General features: G+C 70.3%; 19 protein-coding genes. 14 read left to right on the forward strand and 5 right to left on the reverse strand.

Features of this window, described 5'->3' with window-relative positions:
- Positions 1-66 precede the first annotated feature (66 nt).
- The 12 genes from uvrC to ACFVQ0_RS22805 all read left to right on the forward strand — a co-directional run bounded on the left by uvrC (position 67) and on the right by ACFVQ0_RS22805 (position 13,147).
- The gene (gene uvrC / locus ACFVQ0_RS22750; protein ID WP_390090684.1) at positions 67-2,124 is read left to right on the forward strand and encodes an excinuclease ABC subunit UvrC; all 2,058 of its coding nucleotides are present in this window, start codon (positions 67-69) and stop codon (positions 2,122-2,124) included.
- Complete coding sequence (gene rapZ / locus ACFVQ0_RS22755; RefSeq protein ID WP_390090686.1) at positions 2,121-3,098, forward strand: RNase adapter RapZ; 978 nt, start codon at positions 2,121-2,123, stop codon at positions 3,096-3,098. The genes uvrC and rapZ overlap by 4 nt, the downstream gene beginning before the upstream one ends.
- On the forward strand, positions 3,095-4,129 hold the full coding sequence (gene yvcK / locus ACFVQ0_RS22760) for a uridine diphosphate-N-acetylglucosamine-binding protein YvcK (protein ID WP_073735399.1): 1,035 nt from the start codon (positions 3,095-3,097) through the stop codon (positions 4,127-4,129). Before rapZ ends, yvcK begins: the two co-directional genes overlap by 4 nt.
- Complete coding sequence (whiA, locus tag ACFVQ0_RS22765; protein ID WP_024494235.1) at positions 4,120-5,109, forward strand: DNA-binding protein WhiA; 990 nt, start codon at positions 4,120-4,122, stop codon at positions 5,107-5,109. The genes yvcK and whiA overlap by 10 nt, the downstream gene beginning before the upstream one ends.
- A 270-nt stretch (positions 5,110-5,379) precedes the next feature.
- Positions 5,380-6,390, forward strand: a complete 1,011-nt coding sequence (gene gap / locus ACFVQ0_RS22770) for a type I glyceraldehyde-3-phosphate dehydrogenase (protein ID WP_390090689.1) — start codon at positions 5,380-5,382, stop codon at positions 6,388-6,390.
- A 108-nt stretch (positions 6,391-6,498) separates the two neighbouring features.
- Positions 6,499-7,710, forward strand: a complete 1,212-nt coding sequence (locus tag ACFVQ0_RS22775) for a phosphoglycerate kinase (RefSeq protein ID WP_390090691.1) — start codon at positions 6,499-6,501, stop codon at positions 7,708-7,710.
- Between the two features lie 6 nt (positions 7,711-7,716).
- Complete coding sequence (gene tpiA, locus ACFVQ0_RS22780; protein WP_390090693.1) at positions 7,717-8,493, forward strand: triose-phosphate isomerase; 777 nt, start codon at positions 7,717-7,719, stop codon at positions 8,491-8,493.
- 112 nt (positions 8,494-8,605) lie between these two features.
- Complete coding sequence (gene secG, locus ACFVQ0_RS22785) at positions 8,606-8,842, forward strand: preprotein translocase subunit SecG (protein WP_390090695.1); 237 nt, start codon at positions 8,606-8,608, stop codon at positions 8,840-8,842.
- Between the two features lie 108 nt (positions 8,843-8,950).
- The gene (locus ACFVQ0_RS22790; RefSeq protein ID WP_078617917.1) at positions 8,951-9,286 is read left to right on the forward strand and encodes an RNA polymerase-binding protein RbpA; all 336 of its coding nucleotides are present in this window, start codon (positions 8,951-8,953) and stop codon (positions 9,284-9,286) included.
- 150 nt (positions 9,287-9,436) lie between these two features.
- Positions 9,437-11,089 carry a glucose-6-phosphate isomerase gene (gene pgi, locus ACFVQ0_RS22795; protein ID WP_390090697.1) on the forward strand — a complete coding sequence of 551 codons (1,653 nt, stop codon included), beginning with the start codon at positions 9,437-9,439 and terminating at the stop codon, positions 11,087-11,089.
- 4 nt (positions 11,090-11,093) lie between these two features.
- Positions 11,094-11,597 (forward strand): PH domain-containing protein, encoded by a 504-nt coding sequence (locus ACFVQ0_RS22800; RefSeq protein ID WP_390090699.1) that lies wholly within the window; start codon positions 11,094-11,096, stop codon positions 11,595-11,597.
- The gene (locus ACFVQ0_RS22805) at positions 11,594-13,147 is read left to right on the forward strand and encodes a PH domain-containing protein (protein WP_390090701.1); all 1,554 of its coding nucleotides are present in this window, start codon (positions 11,594-11,596) and stop codon (positions 13,145-13,147) included. The genes ACFVQ0_RS22800 and ACFVQ0_RS22805 overlap by 4 nt, the downstream gene beginning before the upstream one ends.
- A gap of 82 nt (positions 13,148-13,229) precedes the next feature.
- Here ACFVQ0_RS22805 and pgl read toward each other — a convergent pair whose 3' ends face one another.
- The 5 genes from pgl to tkt are packed head-to-tail and all read right to left on the reverse strand — an operon-like array spanning position 13,230 to position 19,821.
- Entirely contained in the window at positions 13,230-14,015 is a 786-nt protein-coding gene (gene pgl, locus ACFVQ0_RS22810) for a 6-phosphogluconolactonase (protein WP_390090703.1), read from the reverse strand.
- On the reverse strand, positions 14,012-15,031 hold the full coding sequence (opcA, locus tag ACFVQ0_RS22815) for a glucose-6-phosphate dehydrogenase assembly protein OpcA (RefSeq protein WP_390090706.1): 1,020 nt from the start codon (positions 15,029-15,031) through the stop codon (positions 14,012-14,014). Before opcA ends, pgl begins: the two co-directional genes overlap by 4 nt.
- A complete protein-coding gene (zwf, locus tag ACFVQ0_RS22820; RefSeq protein ID WP_390090708.1) occupies positions 15,028-16,560 on the reverse strand; it encodes a glucose-6-phosphate dehydrogenase in 1,533 nt (510 codons plus the stop codon). The genes opcA and zwf overlap by 4 nt, the downstream gene beginning before the upstream one ends.
- A 5-nt stretch (positions 16,561-16,565) precedes the next feature.
- A complete protein-coding gene (gene tal, locus ACFVQ0_RS22825; RefSeq protein WP_390090710.1) occupies positions 16,566-17,684 on the reverse strand; it encodes a transaldolase in 1,119 nt (372 codons plus the stop codon).
- Positions 17,685-17,718: 34 nt separating this feature from the next.
- Positions 17,719-19,821 (reverse strand): transketolase, encoded by a 2,103-nt coding sequence (gene tkt / locus ACFVQ0_RS22830; protein WP_390090712.1) that lies wholly within the window; start codon positions 19,819-19,821, stop codon positions 17,719-17,721.
- 435 nt (positions 19,822-20,256) lie between these two features.
- Between tkt and ACFVQ0_RS22835 the strand changes: the two genes are divergently transcribed.
- The gene (locus ACFVQ0_RS22835; RefSeq protein WP_390090714.1) at positions 20,257-21,210 is read left to right on the forward strand and encodes a heme o synthase; all 954 of its coding nucleotides are present in this window, start codon (positions 20,257-20,259) and stop codon (positions 21,208-21,210) included.
- A gap of 107 nt (positions 21,211-21,317) precedes the next feature.
- On the forward strand, positions 21,318-21,689 hold the full coding sequence (locus ACFVQ0_RS22840; protein WP_390090716.1) for a hypothetical protein: 372 nt from the start codon (positions 21,318-21,320) through the stop codon (positions 21,687-21,689).
- Positions 21,690-21,781: the final 92 nt, after the last annotated feature.

A 21,781-nucleotide genomic window follows, 5' to 3' on the forward strand; every position in this document is an offset into this window, starting at 1 on the left:
GTCCCGGAGTCCGGGACCACCCGTGCGCACGCCGCGTTGTCACCGCCCGCAAGTAGGGTGGGAGACATGGCAGACCCCTCCAGCTACCGCCCCAAGCCGGGACAGATCCCCGACTCCCCGGGGGTCTACAAATTCCGCGACGAACACCGCCGGGTGATCTACGTCGGGAAGGCGAAGAACCTGCGCCAGCGCCTGGCCAACTACTTCCAGGATCTGGCGGGCCTCCATCCGCGTACGCGCACGATGGTGACCACCGCCGCGTCCGTGGAGTGGACCGTCGTCTCCACGGAGGTGGAGGCGCTCCAGCTGGAGTACTCCTGGATCAAGGAGTTCGACCCCAGGTTCAACGTCAAGTACCGCGACGACAAGAGCTATCCGTACCTCGCCGTCACGCTCAACGAGGAGTTCCCGCGCGTACAGGTGATGCGTGGGGCGAAGAAGAAGGGCGTGCGCTACTTCGGTCCGTACGGCCACGCCTGGGCGATCCGCGAGACGGTCGACCTGATGCTGCGGGTCTTCCCCGTCCGCACCTGCTCCGCCGGTGTCTTCAAGAACGCCGCGAGGACCGGCCGCCCCTGCCTCCTCGGCTACATCGGCAAGTGCTCGGCCCCCTGCGTCGGCCGGGTCACCCCCGAGGAGCACCGCGAACTGGCCGACGACTTCTGCGACTTCATGGCCGGTCGCACCGGCGCCTACATCCGCCGCCTGGAGAAGGACATGACGGCGGCGGCCGAGGAGATGGAGTACGAGCGGGCGGCCCGGCTCAGGGACGACGCGGAGGCGCTCAAGCGCGCGATGGAGAAGAGCGCCGTCGTGCTCGCCGACGCCACCGACGCCGACCTCATCGCGGTCGCGGAGGACGAGCTGGAGGCCGCCGTCCAGATCTTCCACGTCCGGGGCGGCCGGGTGCGCGGCCAGCGCGGCTGGGTCACCGACAAGGTGGAGAACGTCGACACCTCCGGGCTCGTCGAGCACGCGCTCCAGCAGCTGTACGGCGAGGAGGCAGGGGACGCCGTCCCCAAGGAGGTCCTCGTCCCGGCCCTCCCCGAGCACCCGGACGCGGTCTCCCAGTGGCTGGCGGACCGCCGGGGCTCCCAGGTCAGCCTGCGCATCCCGCAGCGCGGCGACAAGAAGGACCTGATGGCCACGGTCCAGCGCAACGCCCAGCAGGCCCTGGGCCTGCACAAGACCAAGCGCGCCTCCGACCTGACCACCCGCTCCCGCGCCCTGGAGGAGATCTCGGAGGCCCTCGGCCTGGACACGGCCCCGCTGCGCATCGAGTGCTTCGACATCTCCCACCTCCAGGGCGACGACGTGGTGGCGTCCATGGTGGTCTTCGAGGACGGGCTGGCCCGCAAGGGCGAGTACCGCCGCTTCCAGATCAAGACCTTCGAGGGACAGGACGACGTCCGCTCGATGCACGAGGTGATCGGCCGGCGCTTCCGCCGCTACCTGCACGAGAAGGAGCAGACGGGGGAGTGGGAGGAGAACCCCGCGCAGACGCCGGAACAGACCTCCGGCCCCGCTCCCGCGCCCACCGGCCCCCTCCCCTCCGGACCCGCGCCGGATTCCGCCGCGGAGCCCCGCGAGGACGACGGCCGGCCCAAGCGGTTCGCCTACCCGCCGCAGCTCCTCGTGGTCGACGGCGGCCAGCCCCAGGTCGCCGCGGCCAAGCGGGCGCTCGACGAGCTGGGGATCGACGACATCGCGGTCTGCGGCCTGGCCAAACGCCTCGAAGAGGTCTGGCTGCCCGATGACGACGACCCGGTGGTCCTGCCCCGCTCCAGCGAGGGCCTCTACCTCCTCCAGCGCATCCGCGACGAGGCGCACCGCTTCGCCATCACCTACCAGCGCGCCAAACGGGCCAAGCGGGTCCGCTCCAGCCCCCTGGACGACGTGGCAGGGCTCGGCGATACCCGCAAGCAGGCGCTGATCAAGCATTTCGGCTCCGTGAAGAAGCTGCGGCAGGCGACAATCGACGAGATCTGCGAGGTTCCGGGGATAGGCCGCAGAACGGCGGAATCAGTGGCCGCCGCGCTCGCCTCGACCACCCCGGCCGCGCCCGCCGTGAACACGGCCACAGGAGAGATCATCGAAGAGGACGACGGGGGCAGTACGACATGACTGAGCGCGAACATGAACAAGGGCACGACCGCACAGACCGAGCAGACGGAGCAGGACACGTGAGTACGGGCACCCCGGCGGGCACCCCCGCCGAGACGACCGACAGCGCCGCCGCCATCCCCGAGCTGGTGATCATCTCCGGCATGTCCGGCGCCGGGCGCAGCACCGCGGCCAAGTGCCTGGAGGACCTCGGCTGGTTCGTCGTGGACAACCTGCCGCCCGCGCTGATCCCCACCATGGTGGAGCTCGGCGCCAGGTCCCAGGGCAACGTCGCCCGGATCGCCGTCGTCGTCGACGTACGCGGCCGACGCTTCTTCGACAACCTCCGGGAGTCCCTCGCGGACCTGGAGGCCAAGGGCGTCACCCGGCGGATCGTCTTCCTGGAGTCCTCCGACGACGCCCTGGTCCGCCGCTTCGAGTCGGTCCGCCGCCCGCACCCCCTCCAGGGCGACGGCCGCATCGTCGACGGCATCGCCGCCGAGCGCGACCTGCTGCGCGAGCTGCGCGGCGACGCCGACCTGGTGATCGACACCTCCAGCCTCAACGTGCACGAACTGCGCGCCAAGATGGACGCCCAATTCGCCGGTGACGAGGAGCCGGAGCTCCGGGCCACGGTGATGTCCTTCGGCTACAAGTACGGCCTCCCGGTCGACGCCGACCTCGTGGTGGACTGCCGGTTCCTGCCCAACCCGCACTGGGTCCCCGAGCTGCGCCCCTTCACCGGGCTCAACGAGGAGGTCTCCGCGTACGTCTTCGACCAGCCGGGCGCCAAGGAGTTCCTCAACCAGTACACCGAGCTGCTCCAGCTCATCGCCGCGGGATACCGCCGAGAGGGCAAGCGCTACGTGACCATCGCCGTGGGCTGCACGGGCGGCAAGCACCGCTCGGTGGCCATGTCGGAGAAGCTTGCCGCGCGGCTCGCCACCGAGGGGATCGAGACCGTGCTCGTCCACCGGGACATGGGGCGCGAGTGACCAGTCGCAATCTGCGTCTGCGCCGGCTGAGCAGGGCCACCTCCGCGCTGTCCGGCCGCAAGCGGGGAGCGCAGCCCAAGGTCGTCGCGCTCGGCGGCGGCATGGGGCTGTCCGCCTCGCTGGCCGCGCTGCGGCGGATCACCGGTGATCTGACCGCCGTGGTCACCGTCGCGGACGACGGCGGCTCCAGCGGCCGGCTCCGCGAGGAGCTGGGCGTCCTGCCGCCCGGCGACCTGCGCAAGGCGCTGGCCGCCCTGTGCGGCGACGACGACTGGGGCCAGACGTGGGCCCAGGTCATCCAGCACCGCTTCCAGTCCAAGGGCGATCTGCACGAGCACGCCGTCGGCAATCTGCTGATCGTCGCCCTGTGGGAGCAGCTCGGTGACCACGTCCAGGCCCTGGACCTGGTCGGCAAGCTCCTCGGGGCGCACGGCCGGGTGCTCCCGATGTCCGCCGTGCCGCTGGAGCTCCAGGCGCTCGTACGGGGACACGACCCGGAGCGCCCGGACGAGGTGGACACGGTCCGGGGCCAGGCCACCGTGGCGCTCACCCCCGGCGAGGTGCAGTCCGTGCACGTCGTCCCGGCCGACCCGCCGGCCGTCCCGGAAGCGGTCGCGGCGGTCCTGGACGCGGACTGGGTGGTGCTCGGACCGGGGTCCTGGTTCTCCTCGGTCATCCCCCATCTGCTCGTCCCCGATCTGCTGGACGCGCTGATCGAAACGAAGGCCCGGAAGGTCCTCTCGCTGAACCTCGCGCCGCAACCCGGTGAAACAGATGGCTTCTCTCCGCAGCGTCATTTGGAGGTTTTGGGACGACACGCCCCTAAACTCGCCTTGGACGTGGTGCTGGCCGACGAGGCCGCCGTGCCCGACCGCGAGTCCCTGGCCGATGCCGCAAAACGGCTCGGTGCCGCGGTCGAGCTGGCGCCCGTGGCCTCACCCGACGGCGTTCCGATTCATGATCCGGAGCTGTTGGCCGCCGCGTACGACCGTATTTTTCGGATGCATGGAAGGATCGGCCCATGGCGATGACGCCAGCGGTGAAGGACGAAATCTCTCGGCTTCCCGTAACCCGGACCTGCTGCAGGAAGGCAGAAGTCTCGGCGATTCTTCGGTTCGCGGGTGGGCTGCACCTGGTGAGCGGCCGGATTGTGATCGAGGCGGAGCTGGACACCGCGATGGCGGCGCGCCGGCTGAAGCGGGACATCCTCGAAATCTTCGGGCACAGCTCGGAGCTGATCGTGATGGCCCCCGGCGGGCTGCGGCGCGGTTCCCGCTACGTCGTACGGGTGGTGGCGGGCGGCGACCAGCTGGCCCGTCAGACGGGTCTGGTGGACGGCCGGGGCCGTCCCATCCGCGGGCTTCCCCCGCAGGTGGTCTCGGGGGCCACCTGCGATGCGGAGGCCGCCTGGCGGGGGGCGTTCCTGGCGCACGGCTCGCTCACCGAGCCCGGCCGCTCCTCCTCCCTTGAGGTGACCTGCCCGGGACCGGAGGCGGCCCTCGCGCTGGTCGGCGCCGCCCGCCGGCTCTCCATCGCGGCCAAGGCCCGCGAGGTGCGCGGCGTGGACCGGGTCGTCGTCCGCGACGGCGACGCGATCGGCGCCCTGCTCACCCGGCTCGGCGCCCATGAGTCGGTGCTGGCCTGGGAGGAGCGCCGGATGCGGCGCGAGGTCCGCGCCACCGCCAACCGCCTCGCCAACTTCGACGACGCGAACCTGCGCCGGTCCGCCAGGGCCGCCGTGGCGGCGGGCGCCCGGGTGGGGCGCGCGCTGGAGATCCTGGGCGAGGAGGTGCCCGAGCACCTCGCGGCGGCCGGACGGCTGCGCATGGAGCACAAGCAGGCCTCCCTGGAGGAGCTGGGCGCCCTCGCCGATCCGCCGCTGACCAAGGACGCCGTCGCGGGCCGTATCCGCCGGCTCCTCGCGATGGCCGACAAGCGGGCCCAGGATCTGGGCATCCCGAGCACGGAGTCCACCCTCAGCGAAGAGCTGGCCGACGGGCTGGTCGGCTGATCAGGACGGGTCCGCGCACCTCTGCCGTCCAGCGGTGCGGGAACGCGCCACGGTCCCGGGGGCGTTGACACTGCGTAATCGTCGCGGCGGACGGGGCCGGGCAACCGGATGCCCGTACTCCTACCGAGGAGTACGGGCAGCCGCCGTTCTTCCGGCCACGCTCGATGTCACCCCGGCCGCCTCGGAGGGGTAGGGTCGTAGGCGGTCGGGGACATCCCATACAAACTCGCCGGCGTCTAAAACCGGCGTCCCTAACGAGGAGATCGGTTCGTGACGATCCGCGTAGGCATCAACGGCTTTGGCCGCATCGGTCGTAACTACTTCCGCGCGCTGCTGGAGCAGGGTGCGGACATCGAGATCGTGGCTGTCAACGACCTGGGTGACACCGCGACCACGGCTCACCTGCTGAAGTACGACACCATTCTGGGTCGTCTCAAGGCAGAGGTCAGCCACACCGCCGACACCATCACCGTCGACGGTCACACCATCAAGGTGCTCTCGGAGCGCAACCCGGCGGACATCCCCTGGGGTGAGCTGGGCGTCGACATCGTCATCGAGTCGACCGGCATCTTCACCAAGAAGGCCGACGCCGCCAAGCACATCGCGGGTGGTGCGAAGAAGGTCCTCATCTCGGCTCCGGCCAAGGACGAGGACATCACCATCGTGATGGGCGTCAACCAGGACAAGTACGACGCGGCCAACCACCACGTCATCTCCAACGCCTCCTGCACCACCAACTGTGTGGCGCCGATGGCCAAGGTTCTCGACGAGAACTTCGGCATCGTCAAGGGCCTGATGACGACGGTCCACGCGTACACGAACGACCAGCGGATCCTGGACTTCCCGCACTCGGACCTGCGTCGCGCCCGCGCCGCCGCCGAGAACATCATCCCCACCACGACCGGCGCCGCCAAGGCGACCGCTCTGGTCCTCCCGCAGCTCAAGGGCAAGCTCGACGGCATCGCGATGCGTGTCCCGGTCCCGACCGGTTCCGCCACCGACCTCGTCGTCACCCTGCAGCGCGAGGTCACCAAGGACGAGGTCAACGCCGCGTTCAAGAAGGCGTCCGACGACGGCGACCTCAAGGGCTTCCTGACGTACACGGAGGACCCGATCGTGTCCTCCGACATCGTCAGCGACCCGTCGTCCTGCACCTTCGACTCCTCCCTGACCATGGTCCAGGAGGGCAACACGGTGAAGATCCTCGGCTGGTACGACAACGAGTGGGGCTACTCCAACCGCCTCGTCGACCTGACCGTTTTCGTCGGCAGCCAGCTCTGACCCTCGAATCGGCAGGCACCTCGATGTGAGCACGGGGCTCGAACAGCGCAACGAAGCGCCGTTCGAGCCCCGTTGCATGCTCTCTCGTCCTTCCAAGGAGTGCAGAAGATGAAGACGATCGACGAACTTCTCGCCGAAGGGGTCGCCGGCAAGCGCGTATTCGTCCGCGCCGACCTCAACGTGCCGCTCAGCGGCACCACCATCACCGACGACGGCCGCATCCGCGCCGTCCAGCCGACCGTGGAGAAGCTGGCCGCGGCCGGTGCCCGGGTCGTCGTCGCCTCGCACCTGGGCCGCCCCAAGGGCGCCCCGGACCCGGCGTTCTCGCTGGCGCCCGCGGCCACCCGGCTCGGTGAGCTGCTCGGCACCGACGTGGCGTTCGCGACCGACACGGTCGGTGACTCCGCCCGCGCCACGGTCGACGCCCTCACCGACGGCAAGGTCGCCGTCATCGAGAACCTCCGCTTCAACCCCGGCGAGACGTCGAAGGACGACGCCGAGCGCGGCGCGTTCGCCGACCGGCTGGCCGAGCTCGCCGACGTGTACGTGGGTGACGGCTTCGGCGCCGTGCACCGCAAGCACGCCTCGGTCTTCGACCTCCCGGCGCGGCTCCCGCACTACGCGGGCTACCTCATCGCCACCGAGGTCGGCGTCCTGAAGAAGCTCACCACCGATGTGAAGCGGCCGTACGCGGTCGTCCTCGGCGGCGCCAAGGTCTCCGACAAGCTCGGCGTCATCGACCACCTGCTGGAGCGGGCCGACCGCATCCTGATCGGCGGCGGCATGGCGTACACCTTCCTCAAGGCCCAGGGCCACGAGGTCGGCAGCTCGCTGCTCCAGGAGGACCAGATCCCGGTGGTGCTGGAGTACCTCAAGCGCGCCGAGGAGAAGGGCGTGGAGTTCGTGCTCCCCGTCGACGTCGTGGTCGCCCCGGCGTTCCCCGACCTCAAGACCAAGGCCCCGGCCCAGGCCACCACCGTCGCCGCCGACGCCATGCCGGCCGGTCAGATGGGTCTGGACAACGGTCCGGAGACCAACCAGCTCTACGCATCGAAGCTCGCCGACGCGGCCACCGTCTTCTGGAACGGCCCGATGGGCGTCTTCGAGCACCCCGATTTCGCCGAGGGCACCCGGGCGGTCGCCCAGGCCCTCGTCGACTCGTCCGGCTTCAGCGTGGTCGGCGGTGGCGACTCCGCCGCCGCGGTCCGCATCCTGGGCTTCGACGAGAACGCGTTCGGACACATCTCGACCGGTGGCGGCGCCAGCCTCGAATACCTTGAGGGCAAGACGCTTCCCGGCCTCGCCGCACTGGAGGACTGACCTTTCATGACCACCCGCACCCCGCTGATGGCGGGCAACTGGAAGATGAACCTCAACCACCTTGAGGCCATCGCGCACGTCCAGAAGCTCTCCTTCGCACTGGCCGACAAGGACTACGACGCCGTCGAGGTCGCCGTCCTGCCGCCCTTCACCGACCTGCGCTCCGTGCAGACGCTGGTCGACGGCGACAAGCTGAAGATCAAGTACGGCGCCCAGGACATCTCGGCGCACGACTCCGGCGCGTACACCGGTGAGATCTCCGGCCCGATGCTCGCCAAGCTGAAGTGCACCTACGTCGCCGTGGGCCACAGCGAGCGCCGCCAGTACCACGCCGAGACCGACGAGGTCTGCAACGCCAAGGTGAAGGCGGCGTACAAGCACGGCCTCACCCCGATCCTCTGCGTCGGCGAGGGCCTGGACATCCGGAAGGCGGGCGAGCAGGTCTCCTACACGCTCGCCCAGCTGGACGGGGCCCTGAAGGACATCCCCGCCGAGCAGGCCGAGTCCATCGTGATCGCCTACGAGCCGGTCTGGGCCATCGGCACCGGCGAGGTCGCCACCCCGGACGACGCGCAGGAGGTCTGCGGTGCGATCCGCGGCCGCCTCGCCGAGCTGTACTCGCAGGAGCTGGCCGACGCGGTCCGTATCCAGTACGGCGGCTCGGTCAAGTCCGGCAACGTCGCCGCGATCATGGCGCAGCCCGACGTGGACGGCGCGCTGATCGGCGGCGCCGCACTGGACGCCGACGAGTTCGTCAAGATCGTCCGCTTCCGCGACCAGTGAGTATGCGGTAGCGCGGATCCGTCGTACCCTTGCGGGGGCCGAGGAGGCTGAGCCTCCCGGCCCCCGTTGTTCGCATAGCAGTCCAGGAAATTCCGGAAAGTAGGGACCAGCCGTGATTTTGGCGTTCGAGATCGCCCTGATCGTCTTCAGCCTGCTGATGATGCTGCTGGTGCTGATGCACAAGGGAAAGGGCGGCGGTCTCTCCGACATGTTCGGTGGCGGCATGCAGTCGTCCGTCGGTGGCTCCTCCGTCGCCGAGCGCAACCTCGACCGGATCACCGTCGTGGTCGGTCTTGCCTGGTTCGCATGCATTGTGGTGCTTGGTCTGCTCATCAAGCTGGACAACTGACCCCTCGTACGTGATTCCTGTGAGGGTGTAACTCCTTTCACTGGACGCGCGTTGGGCCTTACGTAGACTGGGGCATCTTCGAGCACCATCACGCAGGGAGTTACGACCGTGGCAAGTGGCAACGCGATCCGGGGAAGCCGGGTCGGAGCGGGGCCGATGGGGGAGGCCGAGCGCGGCGAGTCCGCGCCACGGGCCCGCATCTCCTTCTGGTGCTCCAACGGGCACGAGACGCAGCCGAGCTTCGCCCATGACGCGCAGGTACCGGAGACCTGGGACTGCCCGCGCTGCGGTTTCCCGGCCGGCCAGGACCGCGACAGCCCGCCCGACCCGCCGCGCACCGAGCCGTACAAGACGCACCTCGCGTACGTGCGCGAGCGGCGCAGCGACGAGGACGGCGAGGCGATTCTCGCCGAGGCCCTCGCGAAACTCCGCGGCGAGATCTGATGGTTCACCGGCCGGACACCCCACGGGTGTCCGGCCGGAATGCTTCTGCCGTGCCACAGCCCGCCGCCGTCCCGTCCTCCCCGCTGATCAATTAAGTTGGAGGGGCAGCGGGGAACTGCGGTGACGAGGAGAAATGGGCTGATGTCCGGGATGAACGCACAAAGCCGAGCCAGGCTCAACCAGACGCCGGAATGGACCGCGCTGGGAAAGCACCGTGAGCAACTCGGGGCGACCCATCTGCGCGAACTGTTCGCGGACGATCCGGAGCGCGGCACCGGATACACACTGCGGGTCGGTGACCTGTACATCGACTACTCCAAGCAGCTCGTCACCGACGAGACGCTGCGGCTGCTGCGCGAGCTCGCCGGAGCCACTGGAGTGGCCGCCCTGCGGGACGCCATGTTCCGCGGCGACAAGATCAACACCACCGAGGACCGTGCCGTCCTGCACACCGCGCTGCGCGCCCCGCGGGACGCCGTGATCGAGGTCGACGGCGAGAACGTGGTGCCGGCCGTGCACGCGGTGCTCGACAAGATGGCCGCCTTCTCTGAGCGCGTCAGGTCGGGCGAGTGGACCGGTCACACCGGCAAGCCGATCAAGAACATCGTCAACATCGGCATCGGCGGCTCCGACCTCGGCCCCGCGATGGCGTACGAGGCGCTGCGCTCCTTCACGGACCGCTCGCTCACCCTCCGCTTCGTCTCCAACGTCGACGGCGCCGACCTGCACGAGGCGCTGCACGGCCTCGACCCGGCCGAGACGCTGTTCGTCATCGCGTCGAAGACCTTCACCACGATCGAGACGATCACCAACGCCACCTCTGCCCGCGACTGGCTGCTGACGGGTCTGAGGGCCGGTCAGGAAGCGGTGGCCAAGCACTTCGTGGCGCTGTCGACCAACGGCGAGAAGGTCGCCGACTTCGGTATCGACACCGCCAACATGTTCGAGTTCTGGGACTGGGTCGGTGGCCGCTACTCGTACGACTCCGCCATCGGCCTCTCGCTGATGATCGCCATCGGCCCGGACCGGTTCCGCGAGATGCTCGACGGTTTCCACCTCGTCGACGAGCACTTCCGCACCGCCCCGGCCGAGGAGAACGCACCGCTGCTGCTGGGCCTGCTCGGCGTCTGGTACGGCGCGTTCTTCGACGCCCAGTCGCACGCGGTCCTGCCCTACAGCCACTACCTCTCGAAGTTCACCGCGTATCTCCAGCAGCTCGACATGGAGTCCAACGGCAAGTCGGTGGACCGGGACGGCAATCCGGTGGACTGGCAGACCGGACCGGTCGTCTGGGGCACCCCCGGCACCAACGGTCAGCACGCTTACTACCAGCTGATCCACCAGGGCACCAAGGTCATCCCGGCCGACTTCATCGGCTTCTCCGAGCCGGTCGACGGGCTGCTGCCCGGTCTGGTCGCCCAGCACGATCTGCTGATGGCCAACTTCTTCGCCCAGACCCAGGCGCTGGCCTTCGGCAAGACGCCGGACGAGGTGCGCGCCGAGGGCGTACCCGAGGAGCTGGTGCCGCACAAGACGTTCCGGGGCAACCACCCGACGACGACGATCCTCGCCGACCGGCTGACGCCGTCGGTGCTCGGCCAGCTGATCGCGCTGTACGAGCACAAGGTCTTCGTCCAGGGCGCCGTCTGGAACATCGACTCCTTCGACCAGTGGGGCGTCGAGCTCGGCAAGGTCCTCGCCAAGAAGATCGAGCCGGTGCTCACGGAGGGCAGGGGCGGCGAACAGCTCGACAGCTCGACCGCCGCGCTCGTCGCCGCGTACCGCGAGCGCAGGGGGCGCTGAGCCCATGCCCACGGGGGAGGGGACGGTACGGCTGCGGCCGCCGGTCCACACGCTGGACCGGCGGGCCGTCGGCTGGTGGCGGACCCAGTTGCTGCTGCTGACCGCGGGCCCGGTGGTGGTCCTGGCCGTGCTGGGCGTGTTCCTCACGTCCGCCCGGTTCTGGCTGCTGCTCTGCGCCGCGGCCCTGGCGGCCCTCGGCGCCGGCTGCGCCGTCCTGCTCCCCCTCTGGTGGTTCCGCACCCACCGCTGGGAGGTCACCGACGAGGCGGTGTACGTCCGCACGGGGGCGCTCTGGCAGGAGTGGCGGATCGCGCCGATGTCCCGGATCCAGACCGTGGACACCGTGCGCGGCCCCCTCGAACAGCTCTTCCGGCTCGCCACGGTCACCGTCACCACCGCCTCCGCCAAGGGCGCGGTCCGGATCGAGGGCCTTGACCACGAACTGGCCGCCGGACTCGCCGAGAGGCTGACCCGGATAACCCAGGAAACCCCCGGGGACGCCACATGAGCACGGCGGACCCGGCGGAGGCATCCGGCACCGCCGGCCCCGCCCCAGACGGCTGGCGGCGGCTCGACCGGCGTACCGTCCCGCTCTCCGCCCTCGTCACCGCGGGCGTGGCCGCCGGTGCCGCCGTGCCGACCACACTCGGGCTCTCCGGCCGCCTCGGGTTCGCCCCCGCCGTCGCCTGGGTGGTCCTGGGCGCCGCCCTCCTGATCGGCTTCGGCGCCGGCACCGACTACGTACGGTGGCGCCGCACCCGCTACCGGGTGGGAGCCGACCGCGTCGAGCTCCACACCGGCCTGCTGCTCGTCAGGAAACGCTCCCTGGCCCGGGAACGCATCCGCAGCGTCGACCTCACCGCCCATCCGCTCCAGCGCGTCCTCGGGCTCGTCACGGTCCGCATCGGCACCGGCGAGCACACCGGCGGCGAATCCACCCTGGAGCTCGACCCGGTCCTGCGGGCCGAGGGCGAACGGCTGCGCCGCGCCCTCCTGGAGCGGGGCCTCACCGCGTCCGGCAGCCACGTCGAGGGCGAGCTGGTCACCCTCGACCCGCGCTGGATCCGCTACGCACCGGTCTCCTTCGTCGCACCCGCGCTCGGCGGCGCGGCTGCCGGGGCCGTGTTGCAGGTCAGTGACTGGTTCGGCGCCCAGGGCGAGGTCATCGAATGGGTCGGCGACCGCTACCGCGAAACCTCGCTGCTCTCCGTGATCGTGATCCTCGCCGTCGCCGGGGTCCTCGCCGGGGTCGTCGGCGCACTGGGCCTCTGGGTCGAGATGTGGTGGAACTACCGCCTCGAACGCGAACCGGGCGGCACCCTGCGCATCCGGCGCGGACTGTTCACCTCCCGGTCCGTCTCCATCGAGGAGCGCCGGCTGCGCGGGGTCGACCTCGTGGAACCGCTCGGCGTCCGGCTGCTGGGCGCCGCCAGGGTCGATGCGATCACCACCGGACTGGCCAAGGACGACGAGGAACAGCACGGCGACCACAACACCCTGCTGCCCGCCGCTCCCCGGCCGGTCGCCGACTCCGTCGCCGCCGCCGTACTGCGCGAGACCACGTCCCCGACCGGCACCGTGCTGACCAGGCACCCCGCCACCGCACGCGGTCGGCGGCTGCGCCGGGCGCTGTGGGGCGTGCTCGTCCCGGTGCTCGTCCTCGCCCTGCTCGGCTCCCTGCTGACGCCCGTCCTGCTCTGGATCGCGCTCGGCTGCGCGCTCGTGGGACTGCCGGCCGGGGTACTGCTGGCACGGGACGCCTACCGCGCGCTGGGACACGCGCTCAGCGGCGGGTACCTGGTGACCAGGTCGGGGGCGCTGCGCCGCTCCACCGCCGCGCTGGAACGCGCCGGGGTGATCGGCTGGACGGTGCGCCGGTCCTACTTCCAGCGCCGGGCCGGGCTGCTGAACATCACCGCCACGACGGCCGCGGGAGCGGGCGCCTACACGGTGTACGACGCGGATGAGACCGAGGGGCTGGACTTCGCCTCCGAGGCCGTCCAGGGCCTGCTGGAGCCCTTCCTGGAGCGGATTCCGGCGGTCCGTGCGGACGAGTGAACCGCACCCCCCCCGCACGGCGCAGGCCCGGTCCGCTCCGAGGAGCGGACCGGGCCTGCGCGTCGTGCCGACCGCGTACCGCTCAGGCGGAGGCCGGCGGGTAGAGGGCGCGCGGCAGCTGGGATGCCGCCGCCGCGTCCAGCAGCCACAGCGTGCGGCCGCGTCCGTACGCGCCCGCCGCCGGGGCCTGGATCTCACCGGCACCGGACAGGGCGATGGCCGCGGCCTCCGCCTTGTCCTCGCCCGCCGCGAGCAGCCACACCTCGCGGGCCGCCCGGATGGCGGGCAGCGTGAGCGTGACCCGCACGGGCGGCGGCTTGGGCGCCCCGTGCACACCGACGACGGTGCGCTCGGTCTCCCGTACCGCGGGCAGCTCCGGGAAGAGCGAGGCGACATGCGTGTCCGGGCCGACGCCCAGCATCAGCACGTCGAACACCGGCACCGGACCGTGGTCCTCCGGACCGGCCGCCGCCGCCAGCTCGGCGGCGTACGCGGCGGCCGCGGCCTCGACGTCCCCGCCGTGCGGACCGTCCGACGCGGGCATCGCGTGCACCCGGGACGGGTCCAGCGGCACCGAGTCCAGCAGCGCCTCGCGGGCCTGCGTGACATTGCGCTCCGGATCGCCCTCCGGCAGGAACCGCTCGTCGCCCCACCACAGGTCGAGCCGCGACCAGTCGATGGCGTCCCGGGCGGGCGCCCCGGCGAGCGCGGCCAGCAGGCCGTTGCCGTTGCGTCCGCCGGTGAGCACCACCGAGGCGTGACCGCGCGCGGCCTGGGCGTCCACGATCTTCGTGATCAGCCGGGCCGCCGCGGCCTGCGCCATCAGCTCCTTGTCGCGGTGCACGACGAGCTGGGGGACGACGGTCACTTGGCCGCCGCCTTCTTCGCCGGTGCTGCCTTCTTCGCGGCGGCGGGTGCCCCGGACGGCGCGGCCTTCTTCGCCGTCACCGGCTCCGCCGCCTCTTCGAGGCGTTCCACGCCGAACTTCACCGTGGACTCGTAGATGTTGTCCGGGTCCAGACGCCGCAGCTCCTCCGCGAGGAGTTCCGCCGTCTCGCGGCGCTTGAGCGCCACCGCGCGGTCGGGCTGGCCCACCATGCAGAGCGTGGCGAGCGAGCCGTCGGCCCGGTCCAGGACGATGTCGCCGCTCTTCGTCGTCATCCGGACGGCCGTCAGACCGGGGCCGTCGGACTTGGTGCGCTGCACCGGCACCCCGAGCCGGTCCGCCAGCCACATGGCCAGCAGTTCACAGCTCGGGTTGTCGGACTCGCCCTCGACCGTGGCGGAGATGACCTCCGCCGGCTGCTGGTCGAGCGCCGCCGCCAGCATCGAGCGCCACGGTGTGATGCGGGTCCAGGCCAGGTCCGTGTCACCGGGCTGGTACGACGCCGCGCGCACCGCCAGCTCGTCGATCGGGTGCTCGGCCGAGTAGGTGTCGGTGATACGGCGCTGGGCGAGGGCGCCCAGCGCGTCCTTCGCCGGGTCCGCGGGGGCGTCCTGGGGCCACCACAGCACCACCGGGGCGTCCGGCAGCAGCAGCGGCAGGACGACCGACTGGGCGTGGTTGGCCAGCTCACCGTGGAGACGCAGCACGACGGTCTCGCCGGAGCCCGAGTCGGAACCGACCCGGATCTCGGCGTCGAGCCGCGCGTCGCGGCGGGCCCGCGGCGAACGGCTGACCCGCTTGATCACGGCGATGATCCGCGAGGGGTGCTCCCGCGAGGAGTCGCTCGCCGCCTTCAGCGCGTCGTAGGCGTTCTCCTCGTCGGTGACGATGACGAGAGTGAGCACCATCCCGATGGCCGGGGCGCCGACCGCGCGGCGGGCCGACACCAGGGCCTGGTTGATCTTGCTGGACGTGGTTTCCGTGAGATCGATCTTCATGGCCGCCGCCAGCTCCGTCCGTCTCGTGCGAGCATGTCGTCCGCCTCGGACGGGCCCCAGGTTCCGGCCGGGTACTGCGCCGGCTTGCCGTGCTTGTCCCAGTACTCCTCGATCGGGTCCAGGATGTTCCAGGAGAGCTCGACCTCCTGGTGGCGCGGGAAGAGGTTGGCGTCGCCGAGCAGCACATCGAGGATGAGCCGCTCGTACGCCTCCGGGCTGGATTCGGTGAAGGACTCGCCGTAGGCGAAGTCCATCGTGACGTCCCGTACCTCCATCGAGGTGCCGGGCACCTTCGAGCCGAACCGCACCGTCACTCCCTCGTCCGGCTGGACCCGGATGACCAGGGCGTTGCCGCCCAGCTCCTCCGTGGCACCGGACTCGAAGGGCAGGTAAGGGGCGCGCTTGAAGACGACCGCGATCTCCGTGACCCGGCGGCCGAGCCGCTTTCCGGTACGGAGGTAGAACGGCACGCCCGCCCAGCGGCGGTTGTTGATCGTCAGCTTGACGGCGGCGAAGGTGTCGGTCTTCGACTTGGGGTCGATCCCGTCTTCCTCCAGGTAGCCGGGCACCTCCTGGCCGCCCTGCCACGCGTGCGTGTACTGGCCGCGCACCGTGTGCTTGCCGAGGTCCTCCGGCAGCTCCACCGCCGTGAGCACCTTGAGCTTCTCCGCGACCAGGGCCTTGGGGTGGAAGGAGCCGGGCTCCTCCATCGCGGTCAGGGCCAGCAGCTGGAGCAGGTGGTTCTGGATGACGTCACGGGCGGCGCCGATGCCGTCGTAGTAGCCGGCCCGGCCGCCGATGCCGATGTCCTCGGCCATGGTGATCTGGACGTGGTCGACGTACGACCTGTTCCAGATCGGCTCCCACATCGTGTTGGCGAAGCGCAGCGCCAGGATGTTCTGGACCGTCTCCTTGCCGAGGTAGTGGTCGATCCGGAAGACCTCGTTCGGCGGGAAGACGTCGTGCACGAGCTGGTTGAGCTCCTGCGCGCTCTTCAGGTCGTGGCCGAAGGGCTTCTCGATGACGGCCCGGCGCCAGGAACCCTCGCTCTGGTCGGCGAGCCCGTGCTTCTTGAGCTGCTGGACGACCTTGGGGAAGAACTTCGGCGGCACGGAGAGGTAGAAGGCGAAGTTGCCGCCCGTTCCCTGCGCCTTGTCGAGCTCCTCGATGGTGGCCCTGAGGGTCTCGAAGGCGACGTCGTCGTCGAAGTTGCCCTGCACGAAGCGCATGCCCTGGCTGAGCTGCTGCCAGACCTCTTCGCGGAAGGGCGTGCGGGAATGCTCCTTGACTGCGTCGTGGACGACCTGGGCGAAGTCCTCGTCCTCCCAGTCGCGGCGCGCGAAACCGATGAGCGAGAAGCCCGGCGGCAGCAGGCCGCGGTTGGCCAGGTCGTAGATGGCGGGCATCAGCTTTTTACGGGACAAATCGCCCGTGACGCCAAAGATGACCAGGCCCGACGGCCCCGCGATGCGCGGGAGCCGTCGGTCCTGGGCGTCACGGAGCGGGTTGGCTCCGGGAACACCAGACAAAGTGGTCAGCCCTCCGAAGGGGCGAGGCGCTTGAGTTCCGCCTCTGTCGAGTTGAGCAGGTCGTTCCAGGCCGTCTCGAACTTGTCGACGCCCTCGTCCTCAAGGACCTGGACGACGTCGTCGTAGCTGACCCCGAGCTCCTTGATCGCGTCGAGGGCGGCACGGGCCTGGACGTAGCCACCGGTGACGGTGTCGCCGGTGATCTCGCCATGGTCGGCCACCGCGTCCAGAGTCGCCTCCGGCATGGTGTTGACCGTGTTCGGGGCGACGAGGTCGTCGACGTACAGGGTGTCCTTGAGGGACGGGTCCTTGACGCCGGTGGAGGCCCACAGCGGGCGCTGCTTGTTGGCCTGCGCCTTGTCGAGGGCGGCCCAGCGCTCGCCGCCGAAGACCTCCTCGTACGCCTCGTAGGCCAGGCGGGCGTTGGCGAGGGCGGACTTGCCCTTGGCGGCCTGGGCCGCCTCGCCGCCGATCGCGTCGAGCCGCTTGTCGATCTCGGTGTCCACCCGGGACACGAAGAAGGAGGCCACCGAGTGGATCTTGGAGAGGTCCAGGCCCGCGGCCTTCGCCTTCTCCAGGCCCGCCAGGTAGGCGTCCATGACCTCGCGGTAGCGCTCCAGCGAGAAGATCAGCGTGACGTTGACGCTGATGCCGCGGCCGATGGTCTCGGTGATCGCGGGCAGGCCGGCCTTGGTCGCCGGGATCTTGATGAGCGTGTTCGGCCGGTCCACCAGCCAGGCGAGCTGCTTGGCCTCGGCGACCGTCGCCAGGGTGTTGTGCGCCAGGCGCGGGTCGACCTCGATGGAGACCCGGCCGTCCTGGCCGCCCGTCGCGTCGAAGACCGGGCGCAGGATGTCGGCGGCGTCGCGGACGTCGGCCGTCGTGATCATCCGGAGGGCTTCCTCGACGGTCACCTTGCGGGCCGCGAGGTCGGTGAGCTGCTGCTCGTAACCGTCGCCCGAGGAGATCGCCTTCTGGAAGATCGACGGGTTGGTCGTGACACCCACGACGTGGCTCTGGTCGATCAGCTCGGCCAGGTTGCCCGAGGTGATCCGCTTGCGCGAGAGGTCGTCGAGCCAGATCGCCACGCCCTCGTCGGAGAGGCGCTTGAGTGCGTCTGTCATGAGAATTGCATCTCCTACTAGTCGTATAACGGCGTCAGCGCGCGGCGGCCGCGAGAGATTCCCGGGCGGCGGCGGCGACGTGCTCGGCGGTGAAGCCGAACTCGCGGAACAGGACCTTCGCGTCGGCCGAGGCACCGAAGTGCTCCAGCGAGATGATCCGGCCCGCGTCCCCGACGTACCGGTACCAGGTCAGCGCGATGCCCGCCTCGACGGCGACCCGCGCCTTCACGGACGGCGGCAGGACGCTGTCCTTGTACGCCTGGTCCTGCTCCTCGAACCACTCGACACACGGCATCGAGACCACCCGGGTCGGGACGCCGGCCGCCTGGAGCTCCTCGCGCGCCTCGACGGCGAGCTGGACCTCGGAGCCGGTGCCGATGAGGAGGACCTCGGGCGCCGCGCTGTTCCCGTCGGACGTCTCGGCGTCGAACAGGACGTAGCCGCCCTTGGCCGCGTTCTCGTTCGCCTCGTACGTCGGCACGCCCTGGCGGGTCAGCGCCAGACCGTGCGGGGCGCCCTTGCCGAACACCTTGGTGTAGCGGCGCAGGACCTCGCGCCAGGCGATGGAGGTCTCGTTGGCGTCCGCCGGGCGGACGACGTTGAGGCCCGGGATCGCGCGCAGGGAGGCCAGGTGCTCCACCGGCTGGTGGGTCGGGCCGTCCTCGCCGAGACCGATCGAGTCGTGTGTCCACACGTAGGTCACCGGCGCGTGCATCAGCGCGGACAGCCGTACGGCGTTGCGCATGTAGTCGGAGAACACCAGGAAGGTGCCGCCGTAGATGCGGGTGTTGCCGTGCAGCGCGATGCCGTTCATGGCGGCCGCCATGGCGTGCTCACGGATACCGAAGTGCACCGTGCGGCCGTACGGGTCCGCGCCCGGCAGCGGGTTGCCCACCGGGAGGAACGACGACGTCTTGTCGATCGTGGTGTTGTTCGAGCCCGCGAGGTCGGCGGAGCCGCCCCACAGCTCGGGGACGATCTCGCCGAGCGCCTGGAGCACCTTGCCGGAGGCCGCGCGGGTGGCGACGCCCTTGCCGGGCTCGAAGACCGGGAGCTTGTCCTCCCAGCCCTTGGGCAGCTCGCCCGCGCGGATGCGGTCGAACTCGGCGGCGCGCTCCGGGTTGGCGGTGCGCCACGCGGCGAAGGTCTTCTCCCACGCGGTCCTGGTCTCACGGCCGCGGTCCAGCGCCTCACGGGTGTGCGCGATGACCTCGTCGGCGACCTGGAAGGACTTCTCCGGGTCGAAGCCGAGGACCGTCTTGGTCGCGGCGACCTCGTCGGCGCCGAGCGCGGAGCCGTGCGCCGCCTCGGTGTTCTGGGCGTTCGGGGCGGGCCAGGCGATGATCGAGCGGGCCGCGATGAACGACGGGCGCGTGGTCTCGGCCTTGGCGGCCTGGAGCGCCTGGTACAGACCCGCCGGGTCCAGGTCGCCGCTGGGCAGCTGCGCGACCCGCTGGACGTGCCAGCCGTACGCCTCGTAGCGCTTCAGGGTGTCCTCGGAGACCGCGGTCTCCGTGTCGCCCTCGATGGAGATGTGGTTGTCGTCCCACAGGAGGACCAGGTTGCCCAGCTTCTGGTGCCCGGCCAGCGAGGACGCCTCCGCGGAGATGCCCTCCTGGAGGCAGCCGTCACCGGCGACGGCCCAGATCATGTGGTCGAACGGCGAGGTGCCGGGCGCCGCGTCCGGGTCGAACAGGCCGCGCTCGTAGCGGGCGGCCATGGCCATGCCCACGGCGTTGGCGACACCCTGGCCCAGCGGGCCGGTGGTCGTCTCGACGCCCGTGGTGTGGCCGTACTCCGGGTGCCCCGGGGTCTTCGAGCCCCAGGTGCGGAAGGCTTCGAGATCCTCCAGCTCCAGGCCGTAGCCGGCCAGGTAGAGCTGGATGTAGAGGGTCAGGCTGCTGTGGCCCACCGAGAGGACGAACCGGTCGCGGCCGGTCCACTCCGCGTCGGCGGGGTCGTGCCGCATCACCTTCTGGAAGAGGGTGTACGCGGCGGGAGCCAGGCTCATGGCCGTACCCGGGTGGCCGTTTCCGACCTTCTGTACGGCGTCCGCGGCGAGAACGCGGACAGTGTCCACGGCCCGCTGGTCCAATTCGGTCCACTGGAGGTCTGTGGTGGTCGGCTTGGTGCTCACCCTGAGTCAGGGCTCCTCTCCACTGTTGTAAACCGGTGGCTGTGACCGCACCGGGCGTTGTCGAGCCTACCCCCGTCGCCACCCGCTATTTCCGGCTAATCCCAGGGTGCGGGCGGCCCGCCTAATTCGCCTCCCGTATGAGCGCGAGGGCTCACCGATGCGCCTCTCCGATGAGCGCGGGGACCCACTCCTGAGGCACTCCGAAGAGCGCGCCGGAACACCCCTGAGCGAGTCACCCGAGCGGCCGGAAAACCCGGCGTGTCACCCGGATGAGCGAGCGGCTCCCGGCAGCTGCCGCAACGGCTTCCCACGCCACATCAACACGACCCCACCCCCGCGAAGAACGGCATGTCCCCAACGTCTACAGTGGTCTGGTTCGCGCAAGTCTTCACCGGGCCCCTACGCCCGGAGCTTGCTGGGATTTCTCTGTCAGGGGTGTGCGTGACGGCCGTCGAGTCCCGACCCGCAGGGGTCGCCTTGACTCCGAGCCCAGGGGGCCATCGCCCATTCGGGGCCCGTGTCAAGGCATTCGTGGCACTGACCAAGCCTCGGATCATCGAGCTGTTGCTGATCACCACTGTTCCGGTGATGTTCCTGGCCGCTCAGGGTGTACCCGACCTGTGGCTCGTGCTCACTACCACCGTCGGCGGCTACCTGTCCGCCGGTGGTGCCAATGCACTGAACATGTACATCGACCGCGACATCGACGCGTTGATGGACCGTACGTCGCAGCGACCGCTGGTCACCGGCATGGTGAGCCCGCGCGAGTGCCTGGCCTTCGGCATCGCCCTCGCGGTGATCTCGACGGTCTGGTTCGGGCTGCTGGTGAACTGGCTCTCGGCGGCGCTGTCGCTCGGGGCCCTGCTCTTCTACGTCGTCGTGTACACGATGCTGCTGAAGCGCCGGACCTCGCAGAACATCGTCTGGGGCGGCATCGCGGGCTGCATGCCGGTCCTCATCGGCTGGTCGGCCGTGACGAACTCGATGTCCTGGGCCGCGGTGATCCTGTTCGCCGTCATCTTCTTCTGGACGCCGCCGCACTACTGGCCGCTCTCCATGAAGGTGAAGGACGACTACGCCCGGGTCGGTGTCCCGATGCTCCCGGTCGTCGCGACCAACCGGGTGGTGGCCCGCCAGATCGTGGTCTACAGCTGGGTCATGGTCGTCGTCTCGCTGCTGCTGACCCCGCTGGGCTACACCGGCTGGTTCTACACGGCCGTGGCCCTGCTCACCGGTGGCTTCTGGCTCTGGGAGGCGCACGGCCTGCAGAACCGGGCCAAGGCCGGGATGGCGGGAGCCAAGCTCAAGGAGATGCGGCTGTTCCACTGGTCGATCACCTATGTGTCGCTGCTCTTCGTCGCCGTCGCGGTGGACCCCTTCCTGAGGTAGTCCCCCCTTCAGCTTCAGTTCGACTTCCGCCGACGGGCGGGGTACGTGGCCGACGCCACGCGCCCCGCCCGTCGCCAGTTGATCTACCCGTCGGTAGCATCCTGTTCATGGCAGATACGGAGCCCACCCAGCAGGTGGACGGCAACCAGGCGGACGGCAGGCAGGCGGCGCGCGCGGAGCGCAGGGCGGCGCGGCTGGCCAAGCAGATCGGCGCGTTCGCGAAGGCCCACGGCGGCGCCGAGGGGCAGCTCGCCTACATCGGACAGATGGGCACCCGCATCGTCCTGGTCGGCGAGGACGGCGGCTGGGGCGATCTGGTCGCCCCCTCGTACGCGGTCGCGGAGAGCGCCGCCCAGAAGTCCGGGATCACCATGCACGAGTCCTTCGACGGCGAGTTCGCCGCGAAGGTGCGCACCGGTCCGTACGAGTGGACGCGGATGGCCGGCATGCAGATCGGCGGCCCGGCCAACAAGCCCTGAGGCCTGCGGCACGAACAGAAACGGCGGAGGCCGGTCGGACACCTGTCCGACCGGCCGCCGCCGGTTCTGTGTGCGCCCCAATGGGAGTGTGT

It is taken from the genome of Streptomyces sp. NPDC057900, from assembly GCF_042887885.1.
Lineage (GTDB): Bacteria > Actinomycetota > Actinomycetes > Streptomycetales > Streptomycetaceae > Streptomyces.

What these genes read in the sequence shown, in the direction of transcription:
- pgi (WP_390090697.1), top strand. Translation starts at nt 9,437, where the DNA reads ATGAACGCACAAAGCCGAGCCAGGCTCAACCAGACGCCGGAATGGACC.
- tpiA (WP_390090693.1), top strand. Translation starts at nt 7,717, where the DNA reads ATGACCACCCGCACCCCGCTGATGGCGGGCAACTGGAAGATGAACCTC.
- whiA (WP_024494235.1), top strand. Translation starts at nt 4,120, where the DNA reads ATGGCGATGACGCCAGCGGTGAAGGACGAAATCTCTCGGCTTCCCGTA.
- ACFVQ0_RS22805 (WP_390090701.1), top strand. Translation starts at nt 11,594, where the DNA reads ATGAGCACGGCGGACCCGGCGGAGGCATCCGGCACCGCCGGCCCCGCC.
- uvrC (WP_390090684.1), top strand. Translation starts at nt 67, where the DNA reads ATGGCAGACCCCTCCAGCTACCGCCCCAAGCCGGGACAGATCCCCGAC.
- tal (WP_390090710.1), bottom strand. Translation starts at nt 17,684, where the DNA reads ATGACAGACGCACTCAAGCGCCTCTCCGACGAGGGCGTGGCGATCTGG.
- ACFVQ0_RS22775 (WP_390090691.1), top strand. Translation starts at nt 6,499, where the DNA reads ATGAAGACGATCGACGAACTTCTCGCCGAAGGGGTCGCCGGCAAGCGC.
- rapZ (WP_390090686.1), top strand. Translation starts at nt 2,121, where the DNA reads ATGACTGAGCGCGAACATGAACAAGGGCACGACCGCACAGACCGAGCA.
- ACFVQ0_RS22840 (WP_390090716.1), top strand. Translation starts at nt 21,318, where the DNA reads ATGGCAGATACGGAGCCCACCCAGCAGGTGGACGGCAACCAGGCGGAC.
- ACFVQ0_RS22800 (WP_390090699.1), top strand. Translation starts at nt 11,094, where the DNA reads ATGCCCACGGGGGAGGGGACGGTACGGCTGCGGCCGCCGGTCCACACG.
- opcA (WP_390090706.1), bottom strand. Translation starts at nt 15,031, where the DNA reads ATGAAGATCGATCTCACGGAAACCACGTCCAGCAAGATCAACCAGGCC.